19 protein-coding genes and 5 pseudogenes are annotated in these 25,758 nt (G+C 67.3%); 23 read left to right on the top strand and 1 reads right to left on the bottom strand.

All coding sequences use genetic code 11. The features are described 5' to 3' along the window. The first annotated feature begins 33 nt into the window (after positions 1–33). The 13 genes and pseudogenes from ACRQ5B_RS15415 to ACRQ5B_RS15355 all read left to right on the top strand — a co-directional run bounded on the left by ACRQ5B_RS15415 (position 34) and on the right by ACRQ5B_RS15355 (position 10,975). Complete coding sequence (locus ACRQ5B_RS15415; protein WP_432395357.1) at positions 34–708, top strand: helix-turn-helix domain-containing protein; 675 nt, start codon at positions 34–36, stop codon at positions 706–708. Between the two features lie 150 nt (positions 709–858). Next, complete coding sequence (locus tag ACRQ5B_RS15410; protein WP_432395354.1) at positions 859–1,281, top strand: arsenate reductase ArsC; 423 nt, start codon at positions 859–861, stop codon at positions 1,279–1,281. Between the two features lie 10 nt (positions 1,282–1,291). Continuing rightward, positions 1,292–2,268: pseudogene (trxB, locus tag ACRQ5B_RS15405) on the top strand (thioredoxin-disulfide reductase). Positions 2,269–2,492: 224 nt separating this feature from the next. Beyond that, a pseudogene (locus ACRQ5B_RS15400) lies at positions 2,493–3,879 on the top strand (FAD-dependent oxidoreductase). Positions 3,880–3,917: 38 nt separating this feature from the next. Then, positions 3,918–4,595 (top strand): arsenate reductase ArsC, encoded by a 678-nt coding sequence (locus ACRQ5B_RS15395; RefSeq protein ID WP_432395351.1) that lies wholly within the window; start codon positions 3,918–3,920, stop codon positions 4,593–4,595. Continuing rightward, positions 4,592–5,014 carry a low molecular weight phosphatase family protein gene (locus tag ACRQ5B_RS15390; protein WP_432395348.1) on the top strand — a complete coding sequence of 141 codons (423 nt, stop codon included), beginning with the start codon at positions 4,592–4,594 and terminating at the stop codon, positions 5,012–5,014. The genes ACRQ5B_RS15395 and ACRQ5B_RS15390 overlap by 4 nt, the downstream gene beginning before the upstream one ends. Before the next feature lie 194 nt (positions 5,015–5,208). Next, complete coding sequence (locus tag ACRQ5B_RS15385) at positions 5,209–5,802, top strand: helix-turn-helix transcriptional regulator (protein ID WP_432395345.1); 594 nt, start codon at positions 5,209–5,211, stop codon at positions 5,800–5,802. A gap of 317 nt (positions 5,803–6,119) precedes the next feature. Further along, complete coding sequence (locus ACRQ5B_RS15380; RefSeq protein ID WP_432395343.1) at positions 6,120–6,218, top strand: VOC family protein; 99 nt, start codon at positions 6,120–6,122, stop codon at positions 6,216–6,218. Positions 6,219–6,792: 574 nt separating this feature from the next. Continuing rightward, a pseudogene (locus tag ACRQ5B_RS15375) lies at positions 6,793–7,241 on the top strand (VOC family protein). 588 nt (positions 7,242–7,829) lie between these two features. Further along, positions 7,830–8,270, top strand: coding sequence for a hypothetical protein (locus tag ACRQ5B_RS15370; protein ID WP_432395341.1), 441 nt, complete (start codon positions 7,830–7,832; stop codon positions 8,268–8,270). Between the two features lie 112 nt (positions 8,271–8,382). Then, positions 8,383–8,646, top strand: a complete 264-nt coding sequence (locus ACRQ5B_RS15365) for a hypothetical protein (protein WP_432395338.1) — start codon at positions 8,383–8,385, stop codon at positions 8,644–8,646. A gap of 702 nt (positions 8,647–9,348) precedes the next feature. Then, complete coding sequence (locus ACRQ5B_RS15360; RefSeq protein ID WP_432395335.1) at positions 9,349–9,837, top strand: hypothetical protein; 489 nt, start codon at positions 9,349–9,351, stop codon at positions 9,835–9,837. Positions 9,838–10,177: 340 nt separating this feature from the next. Further along, a complete protein-coding gene (locus tag ACRQ5B_RS15355; protein ID WP_432395332.1) occupies positions 10,178–10,975 on the top strand; it encodes a response regulator in 798 nt (265 codons plus the stop codon). 48 nt (positions 10,976–11,023) lie between these two features. Here the strand turns inward: ACRQ5B_RS15355 and ACRQ5B_RS15350 are convergent, their stop codons facing one another. Further along, the gene (locus ACRQ5B_RS15350; protein WP_290258047.1) at positions 11,024–11,668 is read right to left on the bottom strand and encodes a TIGR03085 family metal-binding protein; all 645 of its coding nucleotides are present in this window, start codon (positions 11,666–11,668) and stop codon (positions 11,024–11,026) included. Between the two features lie 245 nt (positions 11,669–11,913). Between ACRQ5B_RS15350 and hisI the strand changes: the two genes are divergently transcribed. The 10 genes and pseudogenes from hisI (at position 11,914) to ACRQ5B_RS15300 (ending at position 25,698) form a co-directional block, all read left to right on the top strand. Further along, on the top strand, positions 11,914–12,309 hold the full coding sequence (gene hisI / locus ACRQ5B_RS15345; RefSeq protein WP_364137633.1) for a phosphoribosyl-AMP cyclohydrolase: 396 nt from the start codon (positions 11,914–11,916) through the stop codon (positions 12,307–12,309). A 106-nt stretch (positions 12,310–12,415) separates the two neighbouring features. Next, a complete protein-coding gene (locus ACRQ5B_RS15340) occupies positions 12,416–13,984 on the top strand; it encodes an anthranilate synthase component I (protein WP_432395328.1) in 1,569 nt (522 codons plus the stop codon). Beyond that, positions 13,981–14,595, top strand: coding sequence for a Trp biosynthesis-associated membrane protein (locus ACRQ5B_RS15335; protein WP_432395326.1), 615 nt, complete (start codon positions 13,981–13,983; stop codon positions 14,593–14,595). The genes ACRQ5B_RS15340 and ACRQ5B_RS15335 overlap by 4 nt, the downstream gene beginning before the upstream one ends. Before the next feature lie 113 nt (positions 14,596–14,708). After that, a complete protein-coding gene (locus tag ACRQ5B_RS15330) occupies positions 14,709–14,996 on the top strand; it encodes an HGxxPAAW family protein (RefSeq protein WP_432395323.1) in 288 nt (95 codons plus the stop codon). Between the two features lie 2 nt (positions 14,997–14,998). Next, positions 14,999–15,815: pseudogene (trpC, locus tag ACRQ5B_RS15325) on the top strand (indole-3-glycerol phosphate synthase TrpC). A gap of 95 nt (positions 15,816–15,910) precedes the next feature. After that, on the top strand, positions 15,911–17,275 hold the full coding sequence (trpB, locus tag ACRQ5B_RS15320; RefSeq protein WP_432395320.1) for a tryptophan synthase subunit beta: 1,365 nt from the start codon (positions 15,911–15,913) through the stop codon (positions 17,273–17,275). Next, entirely contained in the window at positions 17,272–18,087 is an 816-nt protein-coding gene (gene trpA / locus ACRQ5B_RS15315) for a tryptophan synthase subunit alpha (protein WP_432395317.1), read from the top strand. The genes trpB and trpA overlap by 4 nt, the downstream gene beginning before the upstream one ends. Before the next feature lie 3 nt (positions 18,088–18,090). Continuing rightward, positions 18,091–19,371, top strand: a complete 1,281-nt coding sequence (gene lgt / locus ACRQ5B_RS15310; protein WP_432395314.1) for a prolipoprotein diacylglyceryl transferase — start codon at positions 18,091–18,093, stop codon at positions 19,369–19,371. A gap of 261 nt (positions 19,372–19,632) precedes the next feature. Then, a complete protein-coding gene (gene gltB / locus ACRQ5B_RS15305; protein WP_432395311.1) occupies positions 19,633–24,249 on the top strand; it encodes a glutamate synthase large subunit in 4,617 nt (1,538 codons plus the stop codon). Further along, positions 24,242–25,698 (top strand): annotated as a pseudogene (locus ACRQ5B_RS15300) (glutamate synthase subunit beta). The gene gltB and the pseudogene ACRQ5B_RS15300 overlap by 8 nt, the downstream one beginning before the upstream one ends. Positions 25,699–25,758 lie beyond the last annotated feature (60 nt).

Genomic DNA, 25,758 nt, shown 5'->3' with positions numbered 1-25,758 from the left:
ACTCAAGTTATTTACTCAGTCAAAATTGAACCAATGAATACTGACCCAGTTGAAGTCTTTCGGGCGCGGGTCGCCAAGCACGCGGCCCTCGCGGATCCCGCGCGGCTGCGCATCGTGGACCTGCTGACCCTGGGCGATCTATCCCCGACGGAGCTGCAGGCCGAACTCGGAATGCCGTCAAACCTGCTGTCCCACCACCTGCGCACGCTAGAAGGCGCGGGCCTGACCACCCGCCACCGCTCGGAGGCGGATAAGCGCCGCAGCTACATCCGGCTCACCGCCGGGGCGCTGGAAGGCCTGGTGCCAGGGGCTGAACAGGGCGCCCGCCGCGTCCTTTTCGTCTGCACCCGGAACAGCGCCCGGTCCCAGTTGGCCGTCGCACTCTGGAACCAGGCCAGTGAGATCCCTTCAATCTCGGCAGGTACGCACCCCGCGGACCGCATCGCCCCGGGCGCAATCGAGGTCGCCCGCCGCCACGGCGTCGCTCTCGCGGACCTTCCTCCGCGCCGGCTGGATGAAGTGGCGGACCATGAAGACTTCGTCGTGACCGTGTGCGATAACGCCCACGAGGAAATCCCCAACCTCGGCGGGATCCACTGGTCCGTACCGGATCCGCTCCGGCTGAACAGCCCGGACGCCTTCGAGGGCGCCTTCGCGGACATCTCCCGCCGCATCAGCGACCTCGCACCCCGCCTGTACGCCGCCTAAAATCCAAGGGCCCATCCATATTGACAAGTATCGATCTATTGTCCGATACTTCATGCATCGACAAACGTCAATGTCTCGTCGGTAAAGCGGTGCGGTGACAACGACCCAATGAAAACCGATCCACACCTAACTGATCCCAGGAGAAAACCCGTGAGCACCGAAACTGCCAAGAAGCCGTCCGTCCTGTTCGTCTGCGTCCACAACGCCGGACGCTCCCAGATGGCCGCCGCCTTCCTCACCACCCTGTCCAAGGGCGAGATCGAGGTCCGCTCGGCCGGTTCCCAGCCTGCGGACAAGGTCAACCCGGCCGCCGTGGAGGCCATGGCGGAACTTGGCATCGACATGTCCGCCGAGATCCCGAAGGTTCTCACCACCGAGGCCGTGAAGGAATCGGACGTGGTGATCACCATGGGTTGCGGCGACACCTGCCCGATCTTCCCGGGCAAGCGCTACGAGGACTGGGAACTCGAAGACCCTGCAGGCCAGGGCGTTGCCGCCGTTCGGCCCATCCGCGACGAGATCAAGTCCCGGATCGAGGACCTAATCGCTTCCCTCACCCCCGCCGCCAAGTAGGAGCAGAACCATGACTGAACATCTGATCATCATCGGGTCCGGCCCTGCCGGCTACACCGCCGCGATCTACGCCGCCCGCGCCGGCCTAAAGCCTCTTGTCATCGCCGGCGCGGTCACCGCGGGCGGCGCCCTGATGAACACCACCGAGGTGGAAAACTTCCCTGGCTTCCCCGCCGGCGTGCAGGGCCCGGATCTGATGGACGGGCTGCAGCAGCAGGCCGAAAAGTTCGGCGCGCCCGGGTGGTGTTCGACGATGTCACCGAGGTCACGCTGACCGGCCACCTCAAGCGTGTGGTCACGGCCGCCGGCGAAACCCACGAAGCGCCCGCGGTCATCCTCGCCACGGGCTCCGCCTACAAGGAACTGGGCCTGCCGGAGGAGAAGAAGTTCAGCGGTCACGGGCTCTCGTGCTGCGCCACCTGCGACGGGTTCTTCTTCCGCGACCAGGACATCATCGTCGTCGGCGGCGGGGACTCGGCCATGGAGGAAGCGACCTTCCTGACCCGCTTCGCCAGGACCGTGACCGTGGTCGTCCGCAAGGATGAACTGCGGGCCTCCCGGATCATGGCCCAGCGCGCCAAGGACAACCCCAAAATCAGCTTCGCCTGGAACTCCGCCGTAACCGCGATCCACGGCGACGGCAAGGTCACCGGCGTCACCCTGACCGACACCCGCACCGGCGAAACCCGGGAACAGGCCGCCACCGGCATCTTCGTCGCCATCGGCCATGTCCCGCGCACCGAACTGCTGCATGGCCAGGTTGACCTCGACGCCGAGGGCTACATCAAGGTCGACGCCCCCACCACCGTCACCAACCTGAGCGGCGTCTTCGCCTGCGGGGACGCCGTGGACCACCGCTACCGCCAGGCCATCACCGCCGCCGGCACCGGCTGCGCCGCCGCCCTCGACGCCGAACGCTACCTCGCCGCGCTCGACGACGCGGACAGCATCGCCACCGCCCTGGTGGAAGAACCCACCCACGCCTGACCCCCAAAGGACAGGGGGTGAGCTGAACGACGACAGGATGCTGCAGTGACTCTCCGGTTGCTGCGACCACTGCCCTGATGACATGCAGGGCTGCTGCTAGCCGCCCCCAACGCGACCCGCCCAACTAGCTCGCAGCAGGGGCCGTTTTGAACCCACAAAACGGCCGTAAGTGACAGCTAGTAGGGCACCGAACTGCCACACCTACGGATGAAACAGAGGACACCATGGATTCAGCGAAGAACCTACCCGTTGCCGTGATCGGCGCCGGCCCCGTGGGCCTGGCCGCCGCGGCCCACCTGATCGAACGCGGCCTCGAACCGCTGATCCTCGAAGCCGGGCCGACCCCGGCCGCGGCCATCGAGCAGTGGCGCCACATCCGGCTGTTTTCCCCGTGGCAGTACAACACCGACTCCGCCGCCGTCCGCCTGCTCGCCCCCACCGGATGGGAATCACCGGAGCCGACGGCGCTGCCGACCGGTGGGGACCTCATCGACCAGTACCTCACCCCGCTGGCTGCACTGCCCGCGATCGCATCACGCCTGCACACCGGCGCCCGCGTCATCGCGGTAACCCGCCTCGAAATGGACAAGACCCACAGCCGGAACCGTGCCACCACCCCCTTCGTGGTCCGGGTCGAACACGCCGACGGCGAAGTCCGCGACTACCAGGCCGCCGCCGTCGTCGACGCCTCCGGCACCTGGTCCACGCGCAACCCGCTCGGAAACTCGGGCCTGCCCGCCCTCGGCGAAGCCGCCGCAGCCAAGCACGTCTCCTCATCGCTGCCGGACGTGCTGGGCCGCGACCGTGGAGCCTTTGCCGGCCGTAGCGCCGTCGTGGTCGGCGCAGGACACTCGGCCGCCAACACCCTGATCAACCTCTCCGAGCTCGCGGCCGAGGTCCCCGGGACGAAGATCATCTGGGCGATCCGCGGCGCTTCGGCCGCCAAGGTCTACGGCGGCGGCGACAGCGATGGGCTGGCCGCCCGCGGCCAGCTCGGTGCCCGGCTCCGCAACCTCGTCGAGTCCGGCGCCGTGGAACTCCACACCGGCTTCGGGATCGCCTACCTCGCAGCGTCCGACGGAGCCGTCACCCTGACCTCCACGGACGGCCGCACCCTTGAGGCCGACGTCGTCGTTCCGGCCACCGGGTTCCGCCCCAACCTGGACATCCTCCGGGAACTCCGGCTGGAACTGGACCCGGGCGTCGAGGCGCCCCGCGCCCTCGGCCCCCTGATCGACCCCGAATTCCACTCCTGCGGCACCGTCGAACCGCACGGCGCCAGGATGCTCGCCCACCCCGAGCAGGACTTCTACATCGTGGGTATGAAGTCCTACGGCCGGAGCCCCGACCTTCCTGCTCGCCACCGGCTACGAACAGGTCCGCTCCGTCGCCGCAGCCCTGGCCGGAGACCGTGAAGCAGCCGACACCGTCCAGCTCGACCTCCCCGAGACCGGCGTCTGCTCCTCGGACATCGGCATCAGCTGCGACGTTCCCTCGGCCGCGCCGGCAGGGTTTGTGGCCGAAACCTCCGGCGGCTGCTGCGGAGCTCCCGAACCGGTCCTCGTCGGGTTCCCCACCGGCCTGGCCCACGGCCGCTCCGGCGAAAACTGACCCCGTTCACACGTCCATTGACCACATGGAGTTCTGACATGACCGACCACAGTGAACACGGCCTGGGGCTGCAGGACAACACCGAACTCCTGCACCGAATCAGCGCGCGGCTGGCGGACCGGTTCGCCGGCAATTTTGCCGCGGAGACGGTCGAACGCTACGTCTTCGAGTCCTACACCGCCCTGGCGCGGACCGCGAAGATCAAAACGCACCTGCCCTCCACCACCGAGCACTTCGCCAACGACCGGCTCAACGCCCTGGCCAAATCCAAGGGCGCCGTCACGAGCGGGGTCCCGGAGGTATTGTTCGTCTGCGTGCAGAACGCCGGCCGCTCCCAGATGGCCGCAGCACTCCTGAATGTCGAGGCCAAGGGCAGGATCCGCGTCCGGTCCGCCGGCTCCCTCCCCGCCGCCGAACTGGACCCCGCCGTCGTGGCTGCGATGTCCGAAATGGGCCTGGACCTGACCCGGGACTACCCCAAGCCACTCACCGACGATGTCGTGCGCGCCTCGGACGTGGTGATCACGATGGGGTGCGGTGACGCCTGCCCGATCTACCCCGGCAAACGCTACGAGGACTGGGAACTGGCAGACCCGGCAGGCCTGCCCGTTGCGGCCGTGCGGATCATCCGCGACGAGATCCACGACCGGGTCAAGGCACTCGCCGCATCCCTGCTCCACGACCCCAGCCCAGAGAAGGAAGAATCCAAGGCATGACCGAGACTACGAAAACACCCGGCGTCCTGTTCGTCTGCAGCAAGAACGGCGGAAAATCCCAGCTCGCCGCAGGACTGATGAATCAGTTCGCCGGCGGGTCCGTCACCGTCTACTCCGCCGGAACCAACCCCGGGAAGTCACTGAACCTCCAGGCCGTGGAGTCCCTGTCGGAACTGGGCATCGACATCACCGGCGAGCACCCCAAACCCGTCACCGACGAGGTGCTGGACGCGGTCGACGTCGTGATCGTCCTGGGCAACGAGGCAAAAGTCGAAGCCCCCGAGGGCAAGAGGCTTGAGGTCTGGGATACGGACGAGCCCTCCGAGCGCGGCATCGAAGGCATGGAACGCATGCGCCTGGTCCGGCATGACATCAAGGCCCGGGTCCGGAAGCTGCATGCGGAGCTTACCGGGAACTAGACCGTGCCAGCCCCCGCGCTATCCCGGACACTGATCGCGGAGGGTGCTCCGCGCGGCGGCCTGGCCGCGCTGTGCATCACCCAGACGACCGGGTGGGGCGTGCTCTACTACCCCTTGATCGCGGCGGTCCGCCCCATCGGCCAGGACACCGGCTGGGCCCCGGCCCTCGTGACCGGAGCCTTAACCTGGGCACCGTGCAGGGCATCTTCGTGGCCCCGCTGACAGCTGGCTACTTCCTTGATAGCGCGCACACCCTGGCGCCGCTCGGGTTCACCGTTGACGAAGCTCTCGCGGTGACGATCGCTCTCGGGATGCTGGCGGCGTCTCCGTTTGGAGACGCGGTGAGTTCTGCGCAGCGGAAAGTCGCTGCCGTCATGGAAGACCGCAATCTTAGAGAGACTGCGGGACTTGCAACGCGCATCCATCTCCTGGTCGAGGGTCCCACGGCAGTGGTGCCTGACGAATTCTCAACGGCGCTCCGATCCGGGCAGGTGCTTCGCATCGCCTACGTCGACCGCAACACCATCACTACCTCACGCGAAGTCGAACCTATGGGCTACATCGGGAAGGGCCGCAACTGGTACCTGGTTGCCTGGTGCCGCCTCCGAAACGGCGTTCGTGCGTTCCGTGGCGATCTCATCAGCATGGCTGAACCGACAGGCGAAAAGCCGCCGCAACGCCCACTGCATCCAGAGGACCTCGGCATTGTCCATGGGGTTCTCCGCGAGATCACCCCCGGCGGAGAAGTCGCTAAACACCGACACTACGGTGTCGGGACATCACTTTAGGCTGGACAGGTTGAGGCAAGACTCCTACAGACTGGAGAACCCATGGAATTCGCATCAATCCGCATTATTACCCACGACGTCGAGCGGCTCACCCGTTTCTATGAGATAGTCACGGGCACGACCGCTCTAAGGCCGGCTCCCGTATTCTCAGAGATCCGCACCGGCAAGTGTGTTATCGCGATCGGGAGCACAGCCACCGTGAGTATGCTTGGCGACCAGGCTCCGAAGCCCGGTAGCAATGACAGTCTCGTCATCGAGTTCCTCGTCCCGGACGTGGACGCTGACTTGCTCGACTCAGCGCTTCACTGGAGAACATCGTGCTCGAACCGACCACCATGCGGTGGGGCAACAGGTCGACGCTGTTCCGCGATCCTGATGGCAACCTCATCAACCTGTTCTCGCGCCCGGCAAACTGAGCTCAATCACCTCTTCAGCCCGGAAGGTCGAGTCTGAAGCGCAATCACGGCGGCCCCGTTGAAGGGTCCTCATCCAGACGTGCCTGCCTCCGGCGAATCAGCCGAGATCTCGGTTATTGCATTCACCCACGTCGAATGGACAACCATGCGTCCGGTGAAGAGGGTTTTGTTAGGGCAACTGATACTTCCGCGGGCTATGCCCTGATGTGTCTTAGGATCCAGGAGCCCCGAATCCGTGGCCTTTTGAGACGTCCCGGTGGGAAGCTACAGACCGGAATTATCGGCGGTGGCCCGAATTATCCAGGCCGACGAAATGTGATTGGCCCAGGGTGCGACCGCGGTGAAAGTCGCGAAGTGCCCGTTCCGATTCCGGGTCCGATCCCGCAGGCGGCCGCAGCGAGCGTCGTGAGACATCCCGCCATATAGACGCGACGATAATGACCAGAGCGGCAATGCCTAAAAGAATCCATTCCATGATCTCCCCCTAGGGCGTCAGTTTAGCTGGCGGCCAGAAGGGTGGCCAGCACCACGGCTTCACCGCCCGCGTAGCACCAAGGTGGGTAGCATGCGAAGGATGACGATCAAATTAGAGAACGTTGGAATTGCCGTCCGCGACATCGAAGCGACGATCGCTTTTTTGTTGACCTGGGCCTCAAACTTGTCGGCCGGGACACTATTGCGGGGAGTGGGCCGACACCGCAGTCGGCCTCGACGGGAACCACGCCAAAATCGCTGTTTTGACGACGCCGGACGGGCACGGCCAGATCGAGCTCTTCGAATACCTTCACCCCGATGCCATCGAGACAGGCCACCCTGCCCAACGAGATTGGGATGCACCGCGTGGCGTTCTCCGTGGACGACATCGACGCGGCGCTCGACATAGCGTCACGGCACGGCTGTTATCCGCTTCGCGGGGTGGCAACATATCGGGACCTCTACAAGCTCACCTACCTCCGCGGACCCAGCGGCATCCTGGTCATGGTGGCCGAGGACCTGACGAAGAACAGGGGTCCGGCTCAGTAGCGTCTCTACACATTTCGGGCGGCAGGAAAAACAAATTGTGCGCTCTCTGTTGCCCCGCCGTCGCGCTGGATAGTTTGGGCGCCATCGCGCCAGCGAGTGGCGCGCGAGGGGGACGAGCTGCACCTGCCGGTAAGTCTGCGGGCCCCGGACCTGCCGGAATGCGGATAGCGGGGCCGGAACAAAGGCCGACGCCGGCACCAGTTATGCACGCAGGTGTTACGCCCCGGTGATCCCGACTAACTCCCCGGACCATTGATTTACGGGTTTCCACCAATCACGGCGAACGAGGGCGTACAGTCGGTGTATCGGGACACCGTGACTGGACATCCGGTTTCCCGGGCATTGAAACCAGCTCCGCGCCCGCCGCCGGCAACCAGCGACTGCGACATCCGGTCACCGCAAACACGTGGTGATGAGTTGGGACGACGAGGGCGGCCACCACCGTACTGCCCCGCAGGCCGGTCTCTTGCGGCCCTACCCTCCCTTACGAGGGGCCCGGTTTCGGGTTCCTTGACACTCAGCCGCCGTCGATCCGGCCGTTCCCCGGCGTTTCGACAGCGAATCTTCAAGAAATGTTGGCGCTATGCCATGACCACCACTCCAGTACATCCTGTCCATGTCGAGGGGCGTCTTTCCCTCAGCGGCGTTCTCGCCTCCGCCCTCCCTCACGATCTCGGCACGGCTAAGGCCGCCTCTCGTTACATCGTCCCTGCGGTCTTCTCCCGCAGGCCCCAGCCCCGGGAACTCGATCTGCTCCATGATCAGAGCGTGACCCGGCGTTTGGCGGATGAAGGATACAGCGACGTCGAACTGCGCGTCTCGGACCGCCGCCTCCTGATTACCAACACGAATTTGCAGGATCTTAAGTCAGGTCTCGCACACCTGATTGGCACAATCCTGAACGATATTTCCGTCCAGGCCGAAGCCGAGCGCGCCCACAGGTCAGAAGAACTGGACGCCTTGGGGCTTCTCGACGAGCAGCGAATCGAAGCGATCCGTCGGTCCGCGGCGGAAATCAGCTTCGACTAACACTCAACAGCTCGCTCCGGTGTCACTTCTGTGTCTTGTGGTGCTTCCCCGGCACGTATTAGGGGGCCGGGGAAGCACCGCCCGGCACGAACCAGGAACGGAAGAGGAAACCATGACTACCATGCACCTTGAGGAACACTGGCACCGGCTGTCCGCGGCCAGCAAACAGTGGCTGATCGATAACCCCGGTTGTGTAATTTTGCCCCGGACCATCACGGCTGAAATAAATGCCGAATCGGGAGAGGGCGCAGATTCTGATGGTCACGGCGAAACTGTCCTGTCACAGGAAAACATCGATTTCATCCGCTCCAAGGCCCACCAGGAAACTTCCACGAAGCAGCCGACCTATCGGTTCTTCGATTCGGTACAGCCCTAGACCCCGGCTCCCTGGCCACCGTCGCCCAAACCCGGACGAATCCCACAGGAAGAAAAATAGAAACGGTCTCCGTTGTGCTGCACTGACGGCTCAACGGGACATAGGTGGAGGTATGGCAATCTACGATTCCCGGAGTTTTTACACGCGCGGTGATTCCATTACTGTCGGTGCCTCACGGGACCATATCGAACGTTCTCTTCTAACCTTCGGTGCAACCGATGTTCTTCTAAGCCAACGCGGTCACGTCAACGCTATTTCGTTCAGGGCCTGCGGAAGGCAATTTCGAATGGTGCTTCCGCTAGTGCAGGCAAAGGGGTTCGACACTGTTCCGGATGGCGTTTCCGAGGCCCCGGGCCGTGACGTTACCGCAAAAGTACTCGAACTCGATGCCCGTCGCTTTTGGCATGCCTTAGCCGTCCTGACGGATGCCAAACTCGCGGCGGTGACAGCGGGTGTTGCAACGCTGGAGTCTGAATTCCTGGCTCATGTCGTGCTCCCGGGTAACCGAACAGTGGTGGACGAACTCGGACCCGTCATAGCCTCTGCCTACAGGTCCGGGCAGCGACCCACGATAGGCACTGCGTGTCCTCCGACCTCGGCCAGGGCGAACACCATGACGTGAATCACAGGATTTCCCGGATTCCTATCGGACCGTTCCCGAGGGTTTAGAGTCGAGGCAAAACTAATGGGGGCGGAGTCTCGGTGCAGAAGCTGACGAGTCTGAACAGGCCGAATACAACGCCAGCGCCGGACCGTGGGCCGGCAATTGCTGTTGTCACCGCTGTGGCGGGTTCGCTGCTGCTCATTGTCTTGACGGGCTATCTCACGATGCAGCTTGTGATGTCCGAGATGGGCGCATTCATGACCCTTGATTCCCGTGCCGTTGGGATCTCAACCGGCTGGTTGCCTTCTGTGTGGCGGCTGAGTCTGATTCTTCTCGCCCTCGCAGCTGTGGTGGTGCACCGCAGTATCGTCCGGGGCACAACCGCCCGGATCGTTGCGCTGGCAACCCTGGCTGCTGTTGTGTTCATCGGCACCACGATGACGACCGGACCCCACCCCGCCGGGGAGCAGCAGTCCCTGATCCTGGTGATCGCTGCAGAAGGTGCCAAATCACCGCTAGTCCTCGCTCTCATTGGAGCAGGTGTTGCCGACCTGGTTGCCCGCCGCCAACCGACGCGTGCGCAGTAACCTGCCGCGGCACCTGACAATTGACAGCTAGGGAAGGGTCCTTTGCGCGGTCCTGCGACGGCGGGATTCCGCCGCAGCCTGCTTTCGGGACGTCGGACACTGTCGCGTGGGCCCGGTGGGGTCTAGTGTTTGGACCCTCTTGGTGGGCGTCGTGGGGGCGGTGCGCGGCTCCCGGGAGGGCCTGGTGGCCCAGGGCGGGAAACTCCCCGCGGTGTCCTAAGCGGGCCCAGTGATTCATGGACGGCGCCTTTGGAGGCAAAGGCGACAGATCGGAACAGCAATGATGGCTGACCCGGAATTCCCTCTGCCCGTTACCGCTCCTGGCAGCGGAGTCTATCTGTTGGACGACCACGAAATTGTGCGGCGTGGTGCGCGCTACTTGGTGGAGTCTGCCGGATTGGTTGTCGTGGGGGAGTCCGGGTCGGCGCGTGAGGCGTCCCGCCGGATTCCTGCCCTGCGCCCGGTCCTGGCCATTCTCGATGATGATCTGCCGGACGGCTCGGGAGCGGAAGTATGCCGCGCCGTCACCACGGCCGACCCATCTATCCGGTGCATCCTGGTGACGGCCAGCGACGACGAATCGGTGCTTATCCGCTCAATTCTCGCGGGTGCCTGGGGTTGCCTTTCGAAGCTGGATGACAGCGGTGAGCAGCTCAGGCTGATTTCCCGCGTTCTCTCCGGCCACGCCGCGTACAGCCGCAGGTTTTATCCGGCCCTCATGGGACCGGCCCGGGATGTGCATCCAGGGGTTGACGAGATGAGGCTACGGGACTTGTCGAAGCGCGAATCGACGGTTGCCCTGGGCATCGCCACCGGGCTCACCAATCGGCAGATTGGCCAGGAGATGTTCATCGCCGAGAAGACGGTAAAAAACATGGTCTCTTCGATATTGAGCAAGCTTGGCATGGCCCGAAGAACCGAGGTGGCCGTCATGGTAGCCGGGACGCTCAACCGTTCACGTGCCGTCGCTGCCGCCGGCGCGGACTACCGGTCCTGCGCTTCTCCCGACCTGGTCTCCGATGTCACGGCCGCACTGCGGGAATGCGTCAGCGAGGATCCTTTACAATCCGAGACCACGGGGGCGCGGACCGCAGCTGCTGCCAGGCTCGCCCGGACGCTGGCCGCCACCAATCCTTGAGCTGTCCCAGCTCCTGGCCTCCCTGCACTCGCGCCTGCGGGCAGTCGCCTAGAGCCCGACCTCGGCGGACTGCAGTAGCGCCACGGCATCGGGCTGGCCCTCGAAAGTCACCAGCGCGTGCCGGGTCCGGCCGTGGGCGTGCATCAGGAGCTCTCCGGGTTCACCGACGATCGCCACGGAGACGGGGGCCCGCTTGGCGACGTGCCGGGGCCCGGAGGGGCTGACCAGCACGATGCCCAGGTCAACGCCGCGGTAGAGGATGGCGGCGCGCTTGATCAGGTCATCCCACAGCGCATCCGAATAGCCCTCGTCCAGCGCCCGCGGAGCCCAGCGGTCCACGGCCCGGCGCACGTCCTCGGTGTGGACGAAATATTCGGTCAGGTTGGAGCTCTCGTCCAGCGCCTTGATCCGCATGGGGGAGAGGGCGGGCGGCCCGGCGCGGAAGGTGTTGACCAGCTTCGCGTAGGCCTCGGGGCTCTTCAGGGTCTCCGCGAGTTCCGCCGTCGCCTCGTCCGAGGTCTTCCTCAGGCTCTTGATGAGCAGGCCCAGTCCCACGCGCGCCTTACGCTCGCGCAGGTACAGGTGCGCGGCAAGATCACGCGTCTGCCAGCCCTTGCAGAGCGTGGGGGAGTCGGGGCCGGCCGCAAGCAGGGTTTCGGCCAGGACTTCTCGGGACGGGTCGACGAAATGCATCACTTGTGAAACTAGCACGAGACGCTCCTCCCTGCGCACAGGAAACGGCCGCCATTTCGCATCCCATGGCCGTAACCCGTGGTGCGGGTGATGAAGGAAATAGGACGACGACGGCGGGCCGGGCCCCGACGGGTGCCCCGGGGCACGGCGTCGAGGTCGCCCGGAAGTCATTCGGTAGCGCCCGGCCGCTTCGCAATCGGACCCGGCGGGCGGCGTGTCCCGCGCAGGCACTAGACTTGGGGGTGATGTCTGAGCAGCCCGCCCCCGCCCCCGCCGCGCCTTCCGGCCCCCTCCCCGAGGACCTCGCACGGTCCCTGAAGCGGGACGCCGCCGGACTGGTCGCCGCGATCATCCAGCAGTTCGACACCGGCGAGGTGCTGATGCTCGGCTGGATGGATGACGAGGCACTGCATCGGACCATGACCACCGGCCGGGTAACCTTCTACTCCCGGTCCCGCCAGGAGTACTGGCGCAAGGGCGATACCTCCGGCCACGTCCAGTGGGTCAAGTCGCTTGCGCTGGACTGTGACGGCGACGCCCTGCTGGTCCGCGTCGACCAGGTGGGCGCAGCCTGCCACACTGGCACCCGCACCTGCTTCGACGGACGCGACCTCGACGCCGTCGTCGGCCACGCCGGCTGACCGCCCGGAGCCATCCCGCGCAGCCGGCGACGCCGCGGCCGGAAACTACCGCAGCCGAACCAACCCGCACACCTAAGACCTACAGAACAGGTGGAAGTACGCAGCCATGCAGGACCTCGGAATCATCAGCCCCAGCCTGGAGGAGTTCCGCGAGCTCGCGGCCGGCAACCGCGTCATCCCGGTCCGGCTCAAGGTGCTGGCCGACGCCGAAACGCCTATCGGCCTCTACCGCAAGCTCGCCCAGGGCCAGCCGGGAACGTTCCTGCTCGAATCGGCCGCCGTGGGCGGATCCTGGTCCCGGTACTCCTTCATCGGTGCCCGGTCGCGCGCCACGCTGACCACCAAGGACGGCCAGGCGCACTGGCTCGGCGAACCGCCCGTGGGCGTCCCCCTGTCCGGCAGTCCCGTGGACGCCGTCCGCGACACCGTCCGCGCCCTGCACACCGAACGCTTCGAGGGCCTGCCGCCCTTCACCTCCGGCCTGGTCGGCTTCCTCGGCTGGGAGTCCGTCCGTCACTGGGAAAAGCTCACGAGCCCGCCCGAGGATGACCTGCAGCTGCCCGAGATGGCGCTCAATCTCGTCACCGACATGGCCGTGCACGACAACATGGACGGCACCGTCCTGCTGATCGCCAACGCGATCAACTTCGACAACAGCTCCGAGCGCGTGGACGAGGCCTGGCACGACGCCGTCGCCCGGGTCAAGGAGCTGCTCGCCAAGGTCAGCACCCCCACCGCGCAGCCGGTCTCCGTGCTCGAATCCGCCGCCCTGGACTTCGCTTCCAGCGTCCAGGAGCGCTGGGACGAGAACCAGTACCTCGCCGCCCTGGACCGCGGCAAGGAGGCGATCGTTGACGGCGAGGTCTTCCAAGTGGTGATCTCCCGCCGCTTCGAGATGGAATGCGGCGCGGACCCGCTGGACGTCTACCGCGTGCTCCGCAACACCAACCCCAGCCCCTACATGTACCTGTTCAGCCTCGCCGACGCCGACGGCCGCGAATACTCGATCGTCGGCTCCTCGCCCGAGGCGCTCGTGACGGTCACCGGCGACGAGGTCATCACCCACCCGATCGCCGGATCCCGTCCGCGCGGCAAGAGCGTGGAGGCGGACAAGGCCCTGGCCGAGGAACTGCTCGCCGACGAGAAGGAACGCGCCGAGCACCTGATGCTGGTGGACCTCTCCCGCAACGACCTCTCCAAGGTCTGCGTCGCCGGCACCGTGGACGTCACCCAGTTCATGGAGGTGGAGCGGTTCAGCCACATCATGCACCTGGTCTCCACCGTCGTCGGCCGGCTCGCCCCCGACGCAACCGCCTATGACGTCCTGAAGGCCACCTTCCCGGCCGGCACGCTCTCCGGCGCCCCCAAGCCGCGCGCCCTCCGGCTCCTGGACGAGCTGGAACCCCACCGCCGCGGCATTTACGGCGGCGTGGTGGGCTACCTCGACTTCGCCGGCGACATGGACATGGCCATCGCCATCCGCTCGGCCCTGCTGCGCGACGGGCGCGCCTACGTCCAGGCCGGCGGCGGCATCGTCGCGGACTCGGTCAACGCCGCGGAGGCCCAGGAAACCATTAACAAGGCCGCGGCCCCCATGCGCGCGGTGCACACGGCCCAGTCGCTGCACACCATCACCCCGGACACGGTGCCGGGTGCCGAGGGGAGCCGGGCATGAGCGGCACGGTCAAGAGCACCAGCCCGGTGGTTCCCCGCTGGGCCCGCAAATCCAGCCTGGTCCTGCTGATCGTGGTGCTGGCCCTGGCGGTCTTCGGCGCCACCACCCAGGCCTGGCTCACCGTCCGGCTGGACGCCGGGCAGCTGGGCCAGGCGGTCGCCAACCGTGACGGGCTCCAGGTGCAGGGGAGCAAGGCCGCGACTGCGGTCACGGCGCTGGCGCTCGTGGCGCTGGCCGGCGGACTCGCCGCCGCCATCGGCGGCAAGGTGGCACGCTGGGTCATCACGGTCATCATCCTGCTCGCCGCCGCCGGAATCGTCACCGCCGCCGGCACCGTGCTGGCGGATCCGCTGGCCGCCGCGCAGGGATCCATCGCCGCCGCCACGGGCATCAGCGGCAGCAACGTCTCCGTGGCCACCACCGTCTTCCCCGTCCTGGCCGTCGTCGCAGGGGCGCTGCTGGGCCTGTCCGCGCTGCTGATCGTCCCGGCCAGCCGACACTGGAAGAGCCGGACGAAATATGACGCCGCCGCCGTCAAGGCAGGTACCGGCGGTCCCGCCGACGAAATCGACAGCTGGGACCGGCTCACCCGCGGCGACGACCCGACGTAGGCAGCGCCCCGCGCGGCCCGGCTCACTTGCCGACCGGCCCGCCCGCGCCCCCGGCCATTGTCACGGCCAAAAAATGGCAGAATGTAAGCAGTATTGATCCTGAGGAGATTTCCATGAGCAAAGCCCCCATGTCTGCACCGAAGCCCGCCGCCGGCACCGGCATCTACGACGACGTCGACCACAGCGAGCCCACCGGCCACGGCAACAGCCCCGCCGCCTGGATGACCGTGATCATCATGCTGGTGGGCGCCCTCATCGCATCGATCGCCTTCGTGATCGCCAACACCCCGATCTTTGTCGCCGGCGCGGTCATCATGCTGGTCGGCCTGGTCGTTGGTTTCGCCATGCGCAAGGCCGGCTACGGCGTGGGCGGCAGCAAGCTGAAGAACTCCGGCCACTAGGAGTGAGTGTTCTCGACGACATCAATGCCGGTGTCCGGGAGGATATGGAGGGCCGCCAGCGGTTGGTTTCGCTCGCCGAGCTGAAGGACCGCGTGGCGGCCATTGCGCCGGCCAGGGATGCCTGGGCGGCCCTGGGCGGGGACTCCGCCAGGGACCAGCTGAAGGTGATCGCCGAGATCAAGCGCAGCAGCCCCTCCAAGGGGGCGCTGGCCACCATTGGCGATCCGGCCTCGCTCGCGCGGCAGTACGCCGACGGCGGCGCGGCCGTCATCAGTGTCCTGACCGAACAGCGCCGCTTCCACGGTTCCCTCGCGGACCTGGACACGGTCCGGGCCGCGGTGGATGTGCCGCTGCTGCGCAAGGACTTCATGATCGACGAGTACCAGTTCTGGGAAGCCCGGGCCCACGGCGCGGACCTGATCCTGTTGATCGTCGCCTCCCTCACCGATGCCCAGCTCCGTGATTACGCGGCGCTGAGCCACGAGTTGGGGATGAACGCCCTGGTCGAGACCCACACCCCGGAGGAAGTCGAACGGGCCGCGGCCGCGGGCGCCAGGATCATCGGCGTCAACGTCCGCAACCTCAAGACGCTCGACGTCGACCGCTCCGTCTTCGCGGACCTCGTGGCGGCCATCCCGGCCGGCGCGCTCGTAGTCGGCGAGTCCGGTGTTCGCGACGTCGACGACGTCCGGCACTACGCGGCGCACGGCGCCAACGCCGTCCTCGTCGGCGAAGCCTTGGTCAAGAACGCGACCCCGCAGGAGCGGATCGGCGAATTCGCTGGCCGCGGGCGCCGAGGAAATCGCAGCACGGGCCTGACGCCGGGAGGGCACCGGGCCCCTGCGGTCCGGCCCTCCGGCGCCTCCGTGCGGCCCCCAAGATCTAGTTAGCAGTGGAACAGGATGGTGAGACTGATGGTCGATGCACCCATGACCGGCTCAGAGGAAAGCCCCGCGGACGCGTTCCTGCAGGGCAATCGGCCCGATGAAGCAGCGCAGGGCACGCCTTCGTTGCGGCACGCCCCGGGACCGTACTTCGGTTCCTATGGCGGCCGCTGGATGCCGGAATCCCTGATCGCCGCCCTGGACGAACTCGAGGACACCTTCGAGAAGGCCAAGGCCGATCCCGAGTTCACCGCGCAGATCGCCGAGCTGAACAAGAACTACTCCGGTCGGCCCTCGCTGCTGACCGAGGCCAAGCGGTTCGCCGAGCACGCCGGGGGAGTCCGGATCTTCCTCAAGCGCGAGGACCTCAACCACACCGGCTCGCACAAGATCAACAACGTCCTCGGCCAGGCCCTCCTGGCCAAGCGGATGGGCAAGACCCGCGTCATCGCCGAGACCGGCGCCGGCCAGCACGGCGTCGCCAGCGCCACAGCCGCGGCCCTGCTGGGCCTCGATTGTGTCGTCTACATGGGCGCCGAGGACTGCCGCCGGCAGGCCCTCAACGTCGCCCGGATGGAACTCCTCGGCGCCACTGTGGTCCCCGTGACGAACGGCTCCCAGACCCTCAAGGACGCCATCAACGAGGCCCTCCGCGACTGGGTGGCCAACGTCGACAGCACCCACTACCTGCTGGGTACCGCCGCCGGCGCCCACCCGTTCCCGGCCATGGTGCGCTACTTCCACGAGGTCATCGGCGAGGAAGCCCGCGCCCAGATGCTGGAACAGACCGGCCGGCTTCCGGACGCCGTCTGCGCTTGCATCGGCGGCGGCTCCAACGCCATCGGCATCTTCCACGGCTTCCTGGACGATCCCTCCGTGAAGATCTACGGCTTCGAGGCCGGCGGCGACGGCGTCGAGACCGGCCGCCACGCCGCCACCATCACGCTCGGCCGCCCGGGCGTGCTGCACGGCGCCCGCTCCTACCTGATGCAGGACGAGGACGGCCAGACGGTCGAATCGCACTCCATCTCCGCCGGCCTGGACTACCCGGGCGTCGGCCCCGAGCACTCCTACCTCTCGGACATCGGCCGCGTCAGCTACGAGCCCATCACGGACAGCGAGGCCATGGACGCGTTCCAGCTGCTGTGCCGCACCGAGGGCATCATCCCCGCCATCGAATCCGCCCATGCCCTCGCCGGTGCGATCAAAATCGGCCAGCGCCTCGCCGCGGAAGCTGCCGAGTCCGGCAACCCGGAGAGCGTGCACGAGAAGATCGTGCTGGTGAACCTCTCCGGCCGGGGCGACAAGGACGTGGCCACCGCCGCGGAATGGTTCGACCTGCTGGACAAGAACTCTCCGGAAGCGGAGATCGCCAAGGAAGGGGAGCAGCTGTGAGCTCCGATACGCCTGCAGCGGCCAGCAAGTCCGCCGCCGCCATCGACCGCGCCCGGTCCCAGGGCCGCGCCGCGCTGATCGGCTACCTCCCCGCCGGGTACCCCAGCGTCGAGGAAACCATCGCCGCCGGCAGAGCGCTGGCCGAGAACGGTGCCGACCTGATCGAAATCGGCATCCCGTACTCGGACCCGGTCATGGACGGCCAGGTCATCCAGGCCGCCACCACCGAGGCACTCGCCAAGGGATTCCAGGTCAGCCAGGTCTTCGACGTCGTCCGCGGCATCACCAGCAAGACCGACGCCGCCGTCCTGGTCATGACCTACTGGAACCCCGTGGTCCGGATGGGCGTGGACGAATTCTCCCGCCGCCTGGCCGAGGCCGGGGGAGCCGGGCTCATCACGCCGGACCTGATCCCGGACGAGGCCACCGAATGGATGGCCGCCTCGGACAAGTACGGCCTGGACCGGGTGTTCCTGGTGGCGCCGTCGTCGACTCCCGAACGGATGAAGCGTACGGTCGATGCCAGCCGCGGCTTCGTCTACGCCGTCTCCATCATGGGCGTCACCGGTGCCCGCACCTCGGTCAGCTCCGCTGCGAAGAACGTGGTGTCCGCGGCCCGTGCCGCCGGGGCCGAGCGGGTCTGCGTGGGGCTGGGCGTCTCCAACGCCGGGCACGTCCGCGAGATCGCCGCCTACGCGGACGGCGTGATCGTCGGCACCGCGCTGGTCGCGGCGATCGGTGAGGGCGGCGTCGATGCGGTAGCGTCCCTGACGAAAGAGCTCAGCACCGGCCTCACCAAGGAAGAAGCGTAGTCAATGCAGGCAGTCCTCCACGCGGCAGCGCTGGTTCCCGCGAGCATACCGAGCCCGGTCTGGTCCGGATTCGACATCCCGCTGCCCTGGGGCTCCCTGCGGATTCACGCCTACGCGCTGTGCATCCTGGCCGGCATCATCGCCGGCCTCTGGCTCACCTCCGTGCGCTGGGCCAAGCGCGGCGCCCCTGAGGGCAGCGTCTGGGACATCGCCATCTGGGCCATCCCGTTCGGCATCATCGGCGGCCGGCTCTACCACGTGGTCTCCTCCCCGGATGCCTACTTCGGCCCCGGGTTCGACGGCACCGGCGACCTCTCGCTCATCCCGCAGATCCAGCGCGGCGGCCTGGGCATCTGGGGCGCCGTGCTGCTCGGCGCGGTGGGAGCCTGGATCGGCTGCCGCCGCTCCGGCGTCAAGCTCAGCGCCTTCGTCGACGCCGCCGCGCCCGGCCTGCTGCTCGCCCAGGCCATCGGCCGCTGGGGCAACTATTTCAACCAGGAACTCTTCGGCGGGCCCACCACGCTGCCGTGGGGCCTGCAGGTGGACCCCACCAACCCGAACTTCCCCGCCGGCATGCCGGCGGACACGCTCTTCCACCCGACGTTCCTCTACGAGTCCCTGTGGAACCTCGTCGGCGTCGTGATCCTGCTGGCCCTGGACCGGAAGTTCTCCTTCCGCCGCAGCCGGCTCTTCTGGCTCTACGCCATGTACTACACGCTGGGCCGGGTCTGGATCGAGGCCATGCGCATCGACGACGCCGAGCAGATCAGCCTGTTCGGTATCACCACCCGCCTGAACGTGTGGACCAGCCTCCTGGTCCTGGCCGCCTCGCTGCTGGCCTTCATCCTCCTCGGCGTGCGCAAGAAGACCGGCGAGGACACCGTGTACCTGCCCGGCCGCGAACCCGCCGCCGTCGAGGGTGACGACGATGTCGAAGACGACGATGCCGCCGAGGGCAGCACGGAAGAGCGCGACGCCGGCGACGCGGACGCCCGTGACGCCGAACGGGACGCGGAGGACCGCGACGGCGACGCCGTTGAGGGCGGCCGCGAGGGCGAGAAGGCCACCGTTCCACCCGTCCGCCATTCGGACTCCGCTGTCTCAGATAATGAATCCCGTGATAATCTCCCGGTGAATACCAGCGGTCCGGACCGGGCTTCGGCCCAGGCCGTCGCCGCGGGCGAACCCAACGGCGGCCACGATGCCGCCGCCGCGAATTCGGCAACCGGGAAAACCGGCCGCCGCGCCGCCGGAACCGCGCCGGAGACTGACGCCACCCCATAGTTCAGGACCGGCATTCGGGCTGCAGGGAAACCCCGGCCGGGCCCGTTACCCACAGCGTCGTGGTCTCACAGGACAGCGTGTCCGGCACATAACAGCCGCGCGCAAGTCCGGCCGGCGGCCCGCGTAACTGTTCGTGCAGTATGCGGCTCTGGCCTACAATTCCAGTAGGAAAATCACACTGTTGTGCCCGTCACACCGGCGCAGCGTCACGGGCCAATGTTGTCCCTCCCATACGCTCGATCAGGAGGAAGGACGTCTCCCATGACCCAAACTCTGCACAGCCCCAGCTGGTCTGAACCGGACCAGCCCGCGACGGCACTCTCGCCTTTCCGGCGCTTCGCGGCACTGCCCGACGCCGCAGGCCTGTACAACCCGGAGCAGGAGAAGGACGCCTGCGGCCTGGCCATCATTGCCACCCTCCGCGGCGAACCCGGCTACGACATCGTCGATGCCGCGCTCACCGCCCTGCGCAACCTCGAGCACCGCGGTGCCGTCGGAGCTGATGAGGGAACCGGCGATGGCGCCGGCCTCCTCATGCAGATCCCGGACGAGTTCTTCCGCGCCGTGACCAGCTTCGAGCTGCCCGCCGCCGGCCAGTACGTGGTGGGGACCGCCTTCCTCCCCGCCGAGCAGCGCGAGGCCGACGCCGCGAAGGCAGGCATCGAAGCCCTCGCCGCCGATGAGGGCCTCACCGTCCTCGGCTGGCGTGAGGTTCCGGTCGTCGCCGACCTGGTCGGCGCCATGGCGCGGGCCTGCATGCCGTACTTCTCCCAGCCGTTCCTGGCCTCCAGCACCGGCGAGGCGCTCTCCCGCAACGACCTGGACTCCCGGGCCTGGCGGATCCGCAAGCGCGCGCAGAACAAGTTCGGCGTCTACTTCCCGTCCCTGTCGTCCCGGACGATCGTCTACAAGGGCATGCTCACCACCGCCCAGCTGGAGCCGTTCTACCCGGACCTCTCGGACAAGCGTTTCAAGACCAAGCTCGCGATCGTGCACTCGCGCTTCTCCACGAACACCTTCCCGTCCTGGCCGCTGGCCCAGCCGTTCCGCACCATCGCGCACAATGGCGAGATCAACACCGTCAAGGGCAACCGGAACTGGATGCGGGCCCGTCAGTCCCAGCTGGCCAACCCGCTGCTGGGCGACAGCCCCGAGGAGCTTTACCCGATCTGCACCCCGGGTGCCTCGGACTCGGCGTCGTTCGACGAGGTCGCGGAGCTGCTCTGGCTCTCCGGCCGGCCCATCACGCACTCGATCATGATGATGATCCCTGAGGCCTGGGAAAACCACGCCACCATGGACCCCGCCCGCCGGGCGTTCTACGAATACCACTCGCTGCTGATGGAGCCGTGGGATGGCCCCGCCGCGGTGTCCTTCACCGACGGCGCCCTGGTGGGCGCCACCCTGGACCGCAACGGCCTGCGCCCGGGCCGCTACTGGATCACCGAGGACGGCCTGGTGGTCTTCGCCTCCGAGGTCGGCGTGATCGACGTCGAACCGGCCAAGGTGGTCAAGAAGGGCCGCGTCTCGCCGGGCAAGATGTTCCTGGTGGACACCGAGGCCGGCCGAATCATCGATGACTCCGAGGTCAAGGCCGAGGTGGCTGCGGCCAACCCGTGGGCCGAATGGCTCAAGGACAACCTGATCGACCTCAAGGACCTGCCCGAGCGCGAGCACGTGGTGCACACGGCCGCGTCGGTGAACATCCGCCAGCGCACCTTCGGCTACACCACCGAGGAACTGAAGATCCTGCTCGGCCCGATGGCTCGGACTGGCGCCGAACCCCTCGGCGCCATGGGCTCGGACACCCCGGTGGCCGTGCTCTCCAAGCGGCCCCGGCTCTTGTTCGACTACTTCGTGCAGTCCTTCGCCCAGGTCACCAACCCGCCGCTGGACGCCATCCGCGAGGAACTGGTCACGTCCCTGACCTGCGCAATCGGCCCGAACGGCAATCTGCTGGACACCAAGCGCGTGCGCCAGCCGCAGGTCTCGCTGCCGTTCCCCGTGATCAACAACGACCAGCTGGCCAAGATCGCGAACATCGAGAACGTCGACGGCGACCGCGTGGCCATGAAGGTCCGCGGCCTGTACCGGCCCGAGGGCGGCGAGAACGCGCTCCGGGCCCGGCTGACCGAAATCTGCGAGCAGGTCTCCGGCGCCATCAACCGCGGCGTGCAGTACATCGTGCTCTCGGACCGAGACTCGAACGCTCAGTGGGCCCCGATCCCGTCCCTGCTGCTGGTCAGCGCCGTGCACCACCACCTGCTGCGCAGTGCCAACCGCACCAAGACCGCGCTGGTGGTCGAGGCCGGCGACGTCCGCGAGACCCACCACGTGGCCGTGCTGATCGGCTACGGCGCGTCCGCGGTCAACCCGTACCTGGCGATGGAATCCGTGGAACAGCTCATCGCCTGCGGCGACGTCACCGGCGTCACCGCGCAGGACGGCGTCTACAACCTGATCAAGGGCCTGGGCAAGGGCGTCCTGAAGATCATGTCCAAGATGGGCATCTCCACGGTGGCCTCCTACACCGGCGCCCAGACCTTCGAGGCGCTCGGCCTCGGCCAGGAACTGGTGGACGAATACTTCGCGGGCACCCACTCCCAGCTCGGCGGCGTCGGCCTGGACGTCATCGCGGCCGAGGTGGCCGCCCGGCACCGCATGGCCTACCCGGAGAACGGGATCGAGCAGCCGCACCAGCCGCTGCTGGGCGGCGGCGAGTACCAGTGGCGCCGCGACGGCGAACCGCACCTGTTCAACCCGGAGACGGTCTTCCGGCTGCAGCACGCCACCCGCGAACGGCGCTACGACATCTTCAAGGCCTACACCCGCGGCGTGGACGATCAGTCCACCAACCTGATGACCCTCCGCGGGCTGCTGAAGTTCAAGGACGGACTGCGCCCGGCCGTGCCGCTGGAGGAAGTGGAACCGGTCTCCAGCATCGTCAAGCGCTTCTCCACCGGCGCGATGAGCTACGGCTCCATCTCCCAGGAAGCGCACGAAACCCTCGCCATCGCGATGAACCGCCTCGGCGGCAAGTCCAACACCGGCGAGGGCGGCGAGGACGTCGACCGGCTGCTGGACCCCACCCGCCGCTCCGCGGTCAAGCAGATCGCGTCCGGCCGGTTCGGCGTCACCAGCCTCTACCTGACCAACGCCGACGACATCCAGATCAAGATGGCCCAAGGCGCCAAGCCCGGCGAGGGCGGCCAGCTGATGGCCCAGAAGGTCTACCCCTGGGTGGCCCGGACCCGGCACTCCACGCCCGGCGTCGGACTGATCTCCCCGCCGCCGCACCACGACATCTACTCGATCGAGGACCTGGCGCAGCTGATCTACGACGCCAAGCGGGCCAACCCCTCGGCACGGGTGCACGTCAAGCTCGTCTCCGAGGTGGGCATCGGCACCGTGGCGGCCGGCGTCACGAAGGCCAAGGCCGACGTCGTGCTGGTCTCCGGCCACGACGGTGGCACCGGCGCCTCGCCGCTGAACTCGCTCAAGCACGCGGGCGTGCCGTGGGAGCTCGGCCTGGCCGAGACCCAGCAGACCCTGATGCTCAATGGCCTGCGCGACCGCGTGGTGGTGCAGGTGGACGGCCAGCTCAAGACCGGCCGCGACGTCGTCATCGCCGCGCTGCTCGGCGGCGAGGAATACGGCTTCGCCACCGCGCCGCTGGTGGTCTCCGGCTGCATCATGATGCGCGTCTGCCACCTCGACACCTGCCCGGTAGGCGTCGCAACGCAGAACCCGGAACTCCGGTCCCGGTTCAACGGCAAGCCCGAATTCGTGGTCAACTTCTTCGAATTCCTGGCCGAGGAAGTCCGCGAAATCCTCGCCGAACTGGGCTTCCGCAGCCTGGAGGAAGCGATCGGCCACGCCGAGATGCTGGACACCCGCGAGGCGATCAGCCACTGGAAGGCCGAGGGCCTGGACCTGGACCCCATCCTGCACGGGCTGGAGTTCGACGACGACGCGCCGCTGCGCAACCTCACCGGCCAGAACCACGAACTGGACAAGCACTTCGACCAGCGCCTGATCGGGATGGCCGCCGAGGCCCTCAGCGACCGGACGCCGGTGAAAATCTCCGTCGACGTGATCAACACCGACCGCTCCGTGGGCACCATGCTGGGCCACGAGGTCACCAAGACCTTCGGCACCGACGTGCTCGCCCCGGACACCATCGACATCACCCTGACCGGCACCGCCGGCCAGTCGCTCGGCGCGTTCCTGCCCGCGGGCATCACGCTGCGCATGTTCGGTGACTCCAACGACTACGTCGGCAAGGGCCTCTCCGGCGGCCGCGTCATCGTCCGCCCGGACCGCACCAACGTCTTCCCGGCCGAACGCAACGTCATCGCCGGCAACGTGATCGGCTACGGCGCCACCAGTGGCGAGCTGTTCCTGCGCGGCCAGGTGGGGGAGCGGTTCATGGTCCGCAACTCCGGTGCCACCGCCGTCGTCGAGGGCATCGGCGACCACGGCTGCGAGTACATGACCGGCGGCCAGGCGCTCATCATCGGACGGACCGGCCGGAACTTCGGCGCGGGCATGTCCGGCGGCACGGCCTACGTCCTGGACCTGCAGCCCGAACGGGTGAACAAGCAGGCCCTCGACGCCGGCGAACTCCTGCTGCGCGAGCTCGACGCCGAGGACCGCGAGATCGTCCGCGCGCTGCTGACCCGGCACGTGGAGGAAACCGAGTCCCAGCACGCGGCCCGGTTGCTCGAGGACTTCGACGACACCGTCGCCCGCATCACCAAGGTCCTGCCGCGCGACTACGCGGCGGTCCTGCAAACCCGTCTCGACGCCATCGAAGAGGGCCTTGACCCCGACGGCGAAGAAGTTTGGTCTCGAATCCTGGAGGTTACCGGTGGCTGATCCACGCGGATTTTTGAAAGTACGCCAGCGTGAGACCCAGCCGCGCCGCCCCGTCCCGGTCCGCATCATGGACTGGAAAGAGGTCTACGAGGCGCAGGAAAAGGGTGTCCTGAAGGCCCAGGCCGGCCGCTGCATGGACTGCGGCGTACCGTTCTGCCACCAGGGCTGCCCGCTGGGAAACCTGATCCCGGAATGGAACGACCTGGTCTGGCGGGACAAGGGCGAAGAGGCGATGGAGCGGCTGCACGCCACCAACAACTTCCCCGAGTTCACCGGCCGGCTCTGCCCCGCCCCTTGCGAGGCGTCCTGCGTGCTGGGCATCAACCAGCCCGCCGTGACCATCAAGCAGGTTGAGGTCTCGATCGTGGACCAGGCGTTCGACAACGGCTGGGTCACCCCGCTGCCGCCGGCGCGCCTAACCGGCAAGACGGTCGCCGTCGTCGGCTCCGGCCCGGCCGGCCTGGCCGTGGCCCAGCAGCTCACCCGGGTGGGCCATACCGTCGCCGTCTACGAACGCGACGACAAGATCGGCGGCCTGCTGCGCTACGGCATCCCCGACTTTAAGATGGAAAAGGACCACGTCGACCGCCGGCTGGACCAGATGAAGGCCGAGGGCACCCGCTTCCGCACCGGCGTCGCCGTCGGCACCGACGTGACCTGGGAACAGCTGCGCCGCCGCTACGACGCCGTCGTGATCGCCACCGGCGCCACCGTGCCCCGTGACCTGCCGATCCCGGGCCGCGAGCTCGAGGGCGTGCACTTCGCCATGGATTACCTGGTGCCCGCGAACCGCGTGGTGGCGGGGAGACCGTGGAGTACCAGATCAACGCCGCCGGCAAGCACGTGGTGATTCTCGGCGGCGGCGACACGGGCGCGGACTGCCTCGGCACCGCACACCGGCACCAGGCCGCCTCCGTGACCACCCTGGCGATCGGCAAACAGCCGGCCGCCGAGCGTGCGCCGCACCAGCCCTGGCCCACCTTTCCGACCCTGTTCGAGGTGGCCAGCGCCCACGAGGAAGGCGGCGAGCGGACCTACCTGGCCTCCACCGTCGAGTTCGTTGGAGAGAACGGCAAGCTCACCGGCGTCAAGGTCGCCGAGACCGAATTCGTCGACGGCAAGCGCCTGCCCAAGGCCGGGACCGAGCGGATCATCCCGGCGGACCTGGTGTTCCTCTCGCTCGGCTTCACCGGCGCCGAACCGGCCGGCATCACCGAGCAGGTCAGTGCCGACTTCGACGGCCGCGGCAACGTAGCCCGGGACGGCTACTACATGACCAACACCGAGGGCGTGTTCGTCGCCGGTGACGCCGGCCGCGGCCAGTCTCTGATCGTCTGGGCGATCGCCGAGGGCCGGGCCTGCGCCGCCGCAGTGGACAAGTTCCTGATGGGCAGCACCACGCTGCCCGCGCCAGTCGCACCGACGGACCGTGCCATTTCGGTCCTCTAACCCGGCTCCGGGCCGGCGGGGCGATCCCTCGCCGGCCCGTGAAGGACGCCTGCCGTTCTT

The organism is Pseudarthrobacter sp. L19 (genome assembly GCF_050859435.1).
Classification (GTDB): Bacteria; Actinomycetota; Actinomycetes; order Actinomycetales; family Micrococcaceae; genus Arthrobacter.
The sequence above is the reverse complement of the archived record's forward strand: the minus strand, read 5'-3'. Positions and strand labels throughout refer to the sequence as shown.

Coding starts and splice junctions, on each gene's coding strand:
- ACRQ5B_RS15415 (WP_432395357.1), top strand. CDS start 34: ATGAATACTGACCCAGTTGAAGTCTTTCGGGCGCGGGTCGCCAAGCAC.
- ACRQ5B_RS15395 (WP_432395351.1), top strand. CDS start 3,918: ATGACCGACCACAGTGAACACGGCCTGGGGCTGCAGGACAACACCGAA.
- ACRQ5B_RS15390 (WP_432395348.1), top strand. CDS start 4,592: ATGACCGAGACTACGAAAACACCCGGCGTCCTGTTCGTCTGCAGCAAG.
- ACRQ5B_RS15370 (WP_432395341.1), top strand. CDS start 7,830: ATGACCACCACTCCAGTACATCCTGTCCATGTCGAGGGGCGTCTTTCC.
- ACRQ5B_RS15365 (WP_432395338.1), top strand. CDS start 8,383: ATGACTACCATGCACCTTGAGGAACACTGGCACCGGCTGTCCGCGGCC.
- ACRQ5B_RS15350 (WP_290258047.1), bottom strand. CDS start 11,668: ATGCATTTCGTCGACCCGTCCCGAGAAGTCCTGGCCGAAACCCTGCTT.
- hisI (WP_364137633.1), top strand. CDS start 11,914: ATGTCTGAGCAGCCCGCCCCCGCCCCCGCCGCGCCTTCCGGCCCCCTC.
- ACRQ5B_RS15340 (WP_432395328.1), top strand. CDS start 12,416: ATGCAGGACCTCGGAATCATCAGCCCCAGCCTGGAGGAGTTCCGCGAG.
- ACRQ5B_RS15335 (WP_432395326.1), top strand. CDS start 13,981: ATGAGCGGCACGGTCAAGAGCACCAGCCCGGTGGTTCCCCGCTGGGCC.
- ACRQ5B_RS15330 (WP_432395323.1), top strand. CDS start 14,709: ATGAGCAAAGCCCCCATGTCTGCACCGAAGCCCGCCGCCGGCACCGGC.
- trpB (WP_432395320.1), top strand. CDS start 15,911: ATGGTCGATGCACCCATGACCGGCTCAGAGGAAAGCCCCGCGGACGCG.
- lgt (WP_432395314.1), top strand. CDS start 18,091: ATGCAGGCAGTCCTCCACGCGGCAGCGCTGGTTCCCGCGAGCATACCG.
- gltB (WP_432395311.1), top strand. CDS start 19,633: ATGACCCAAACTCTGCACAGCCCCAGCTGGTCTGAACCGGACCAGCCC.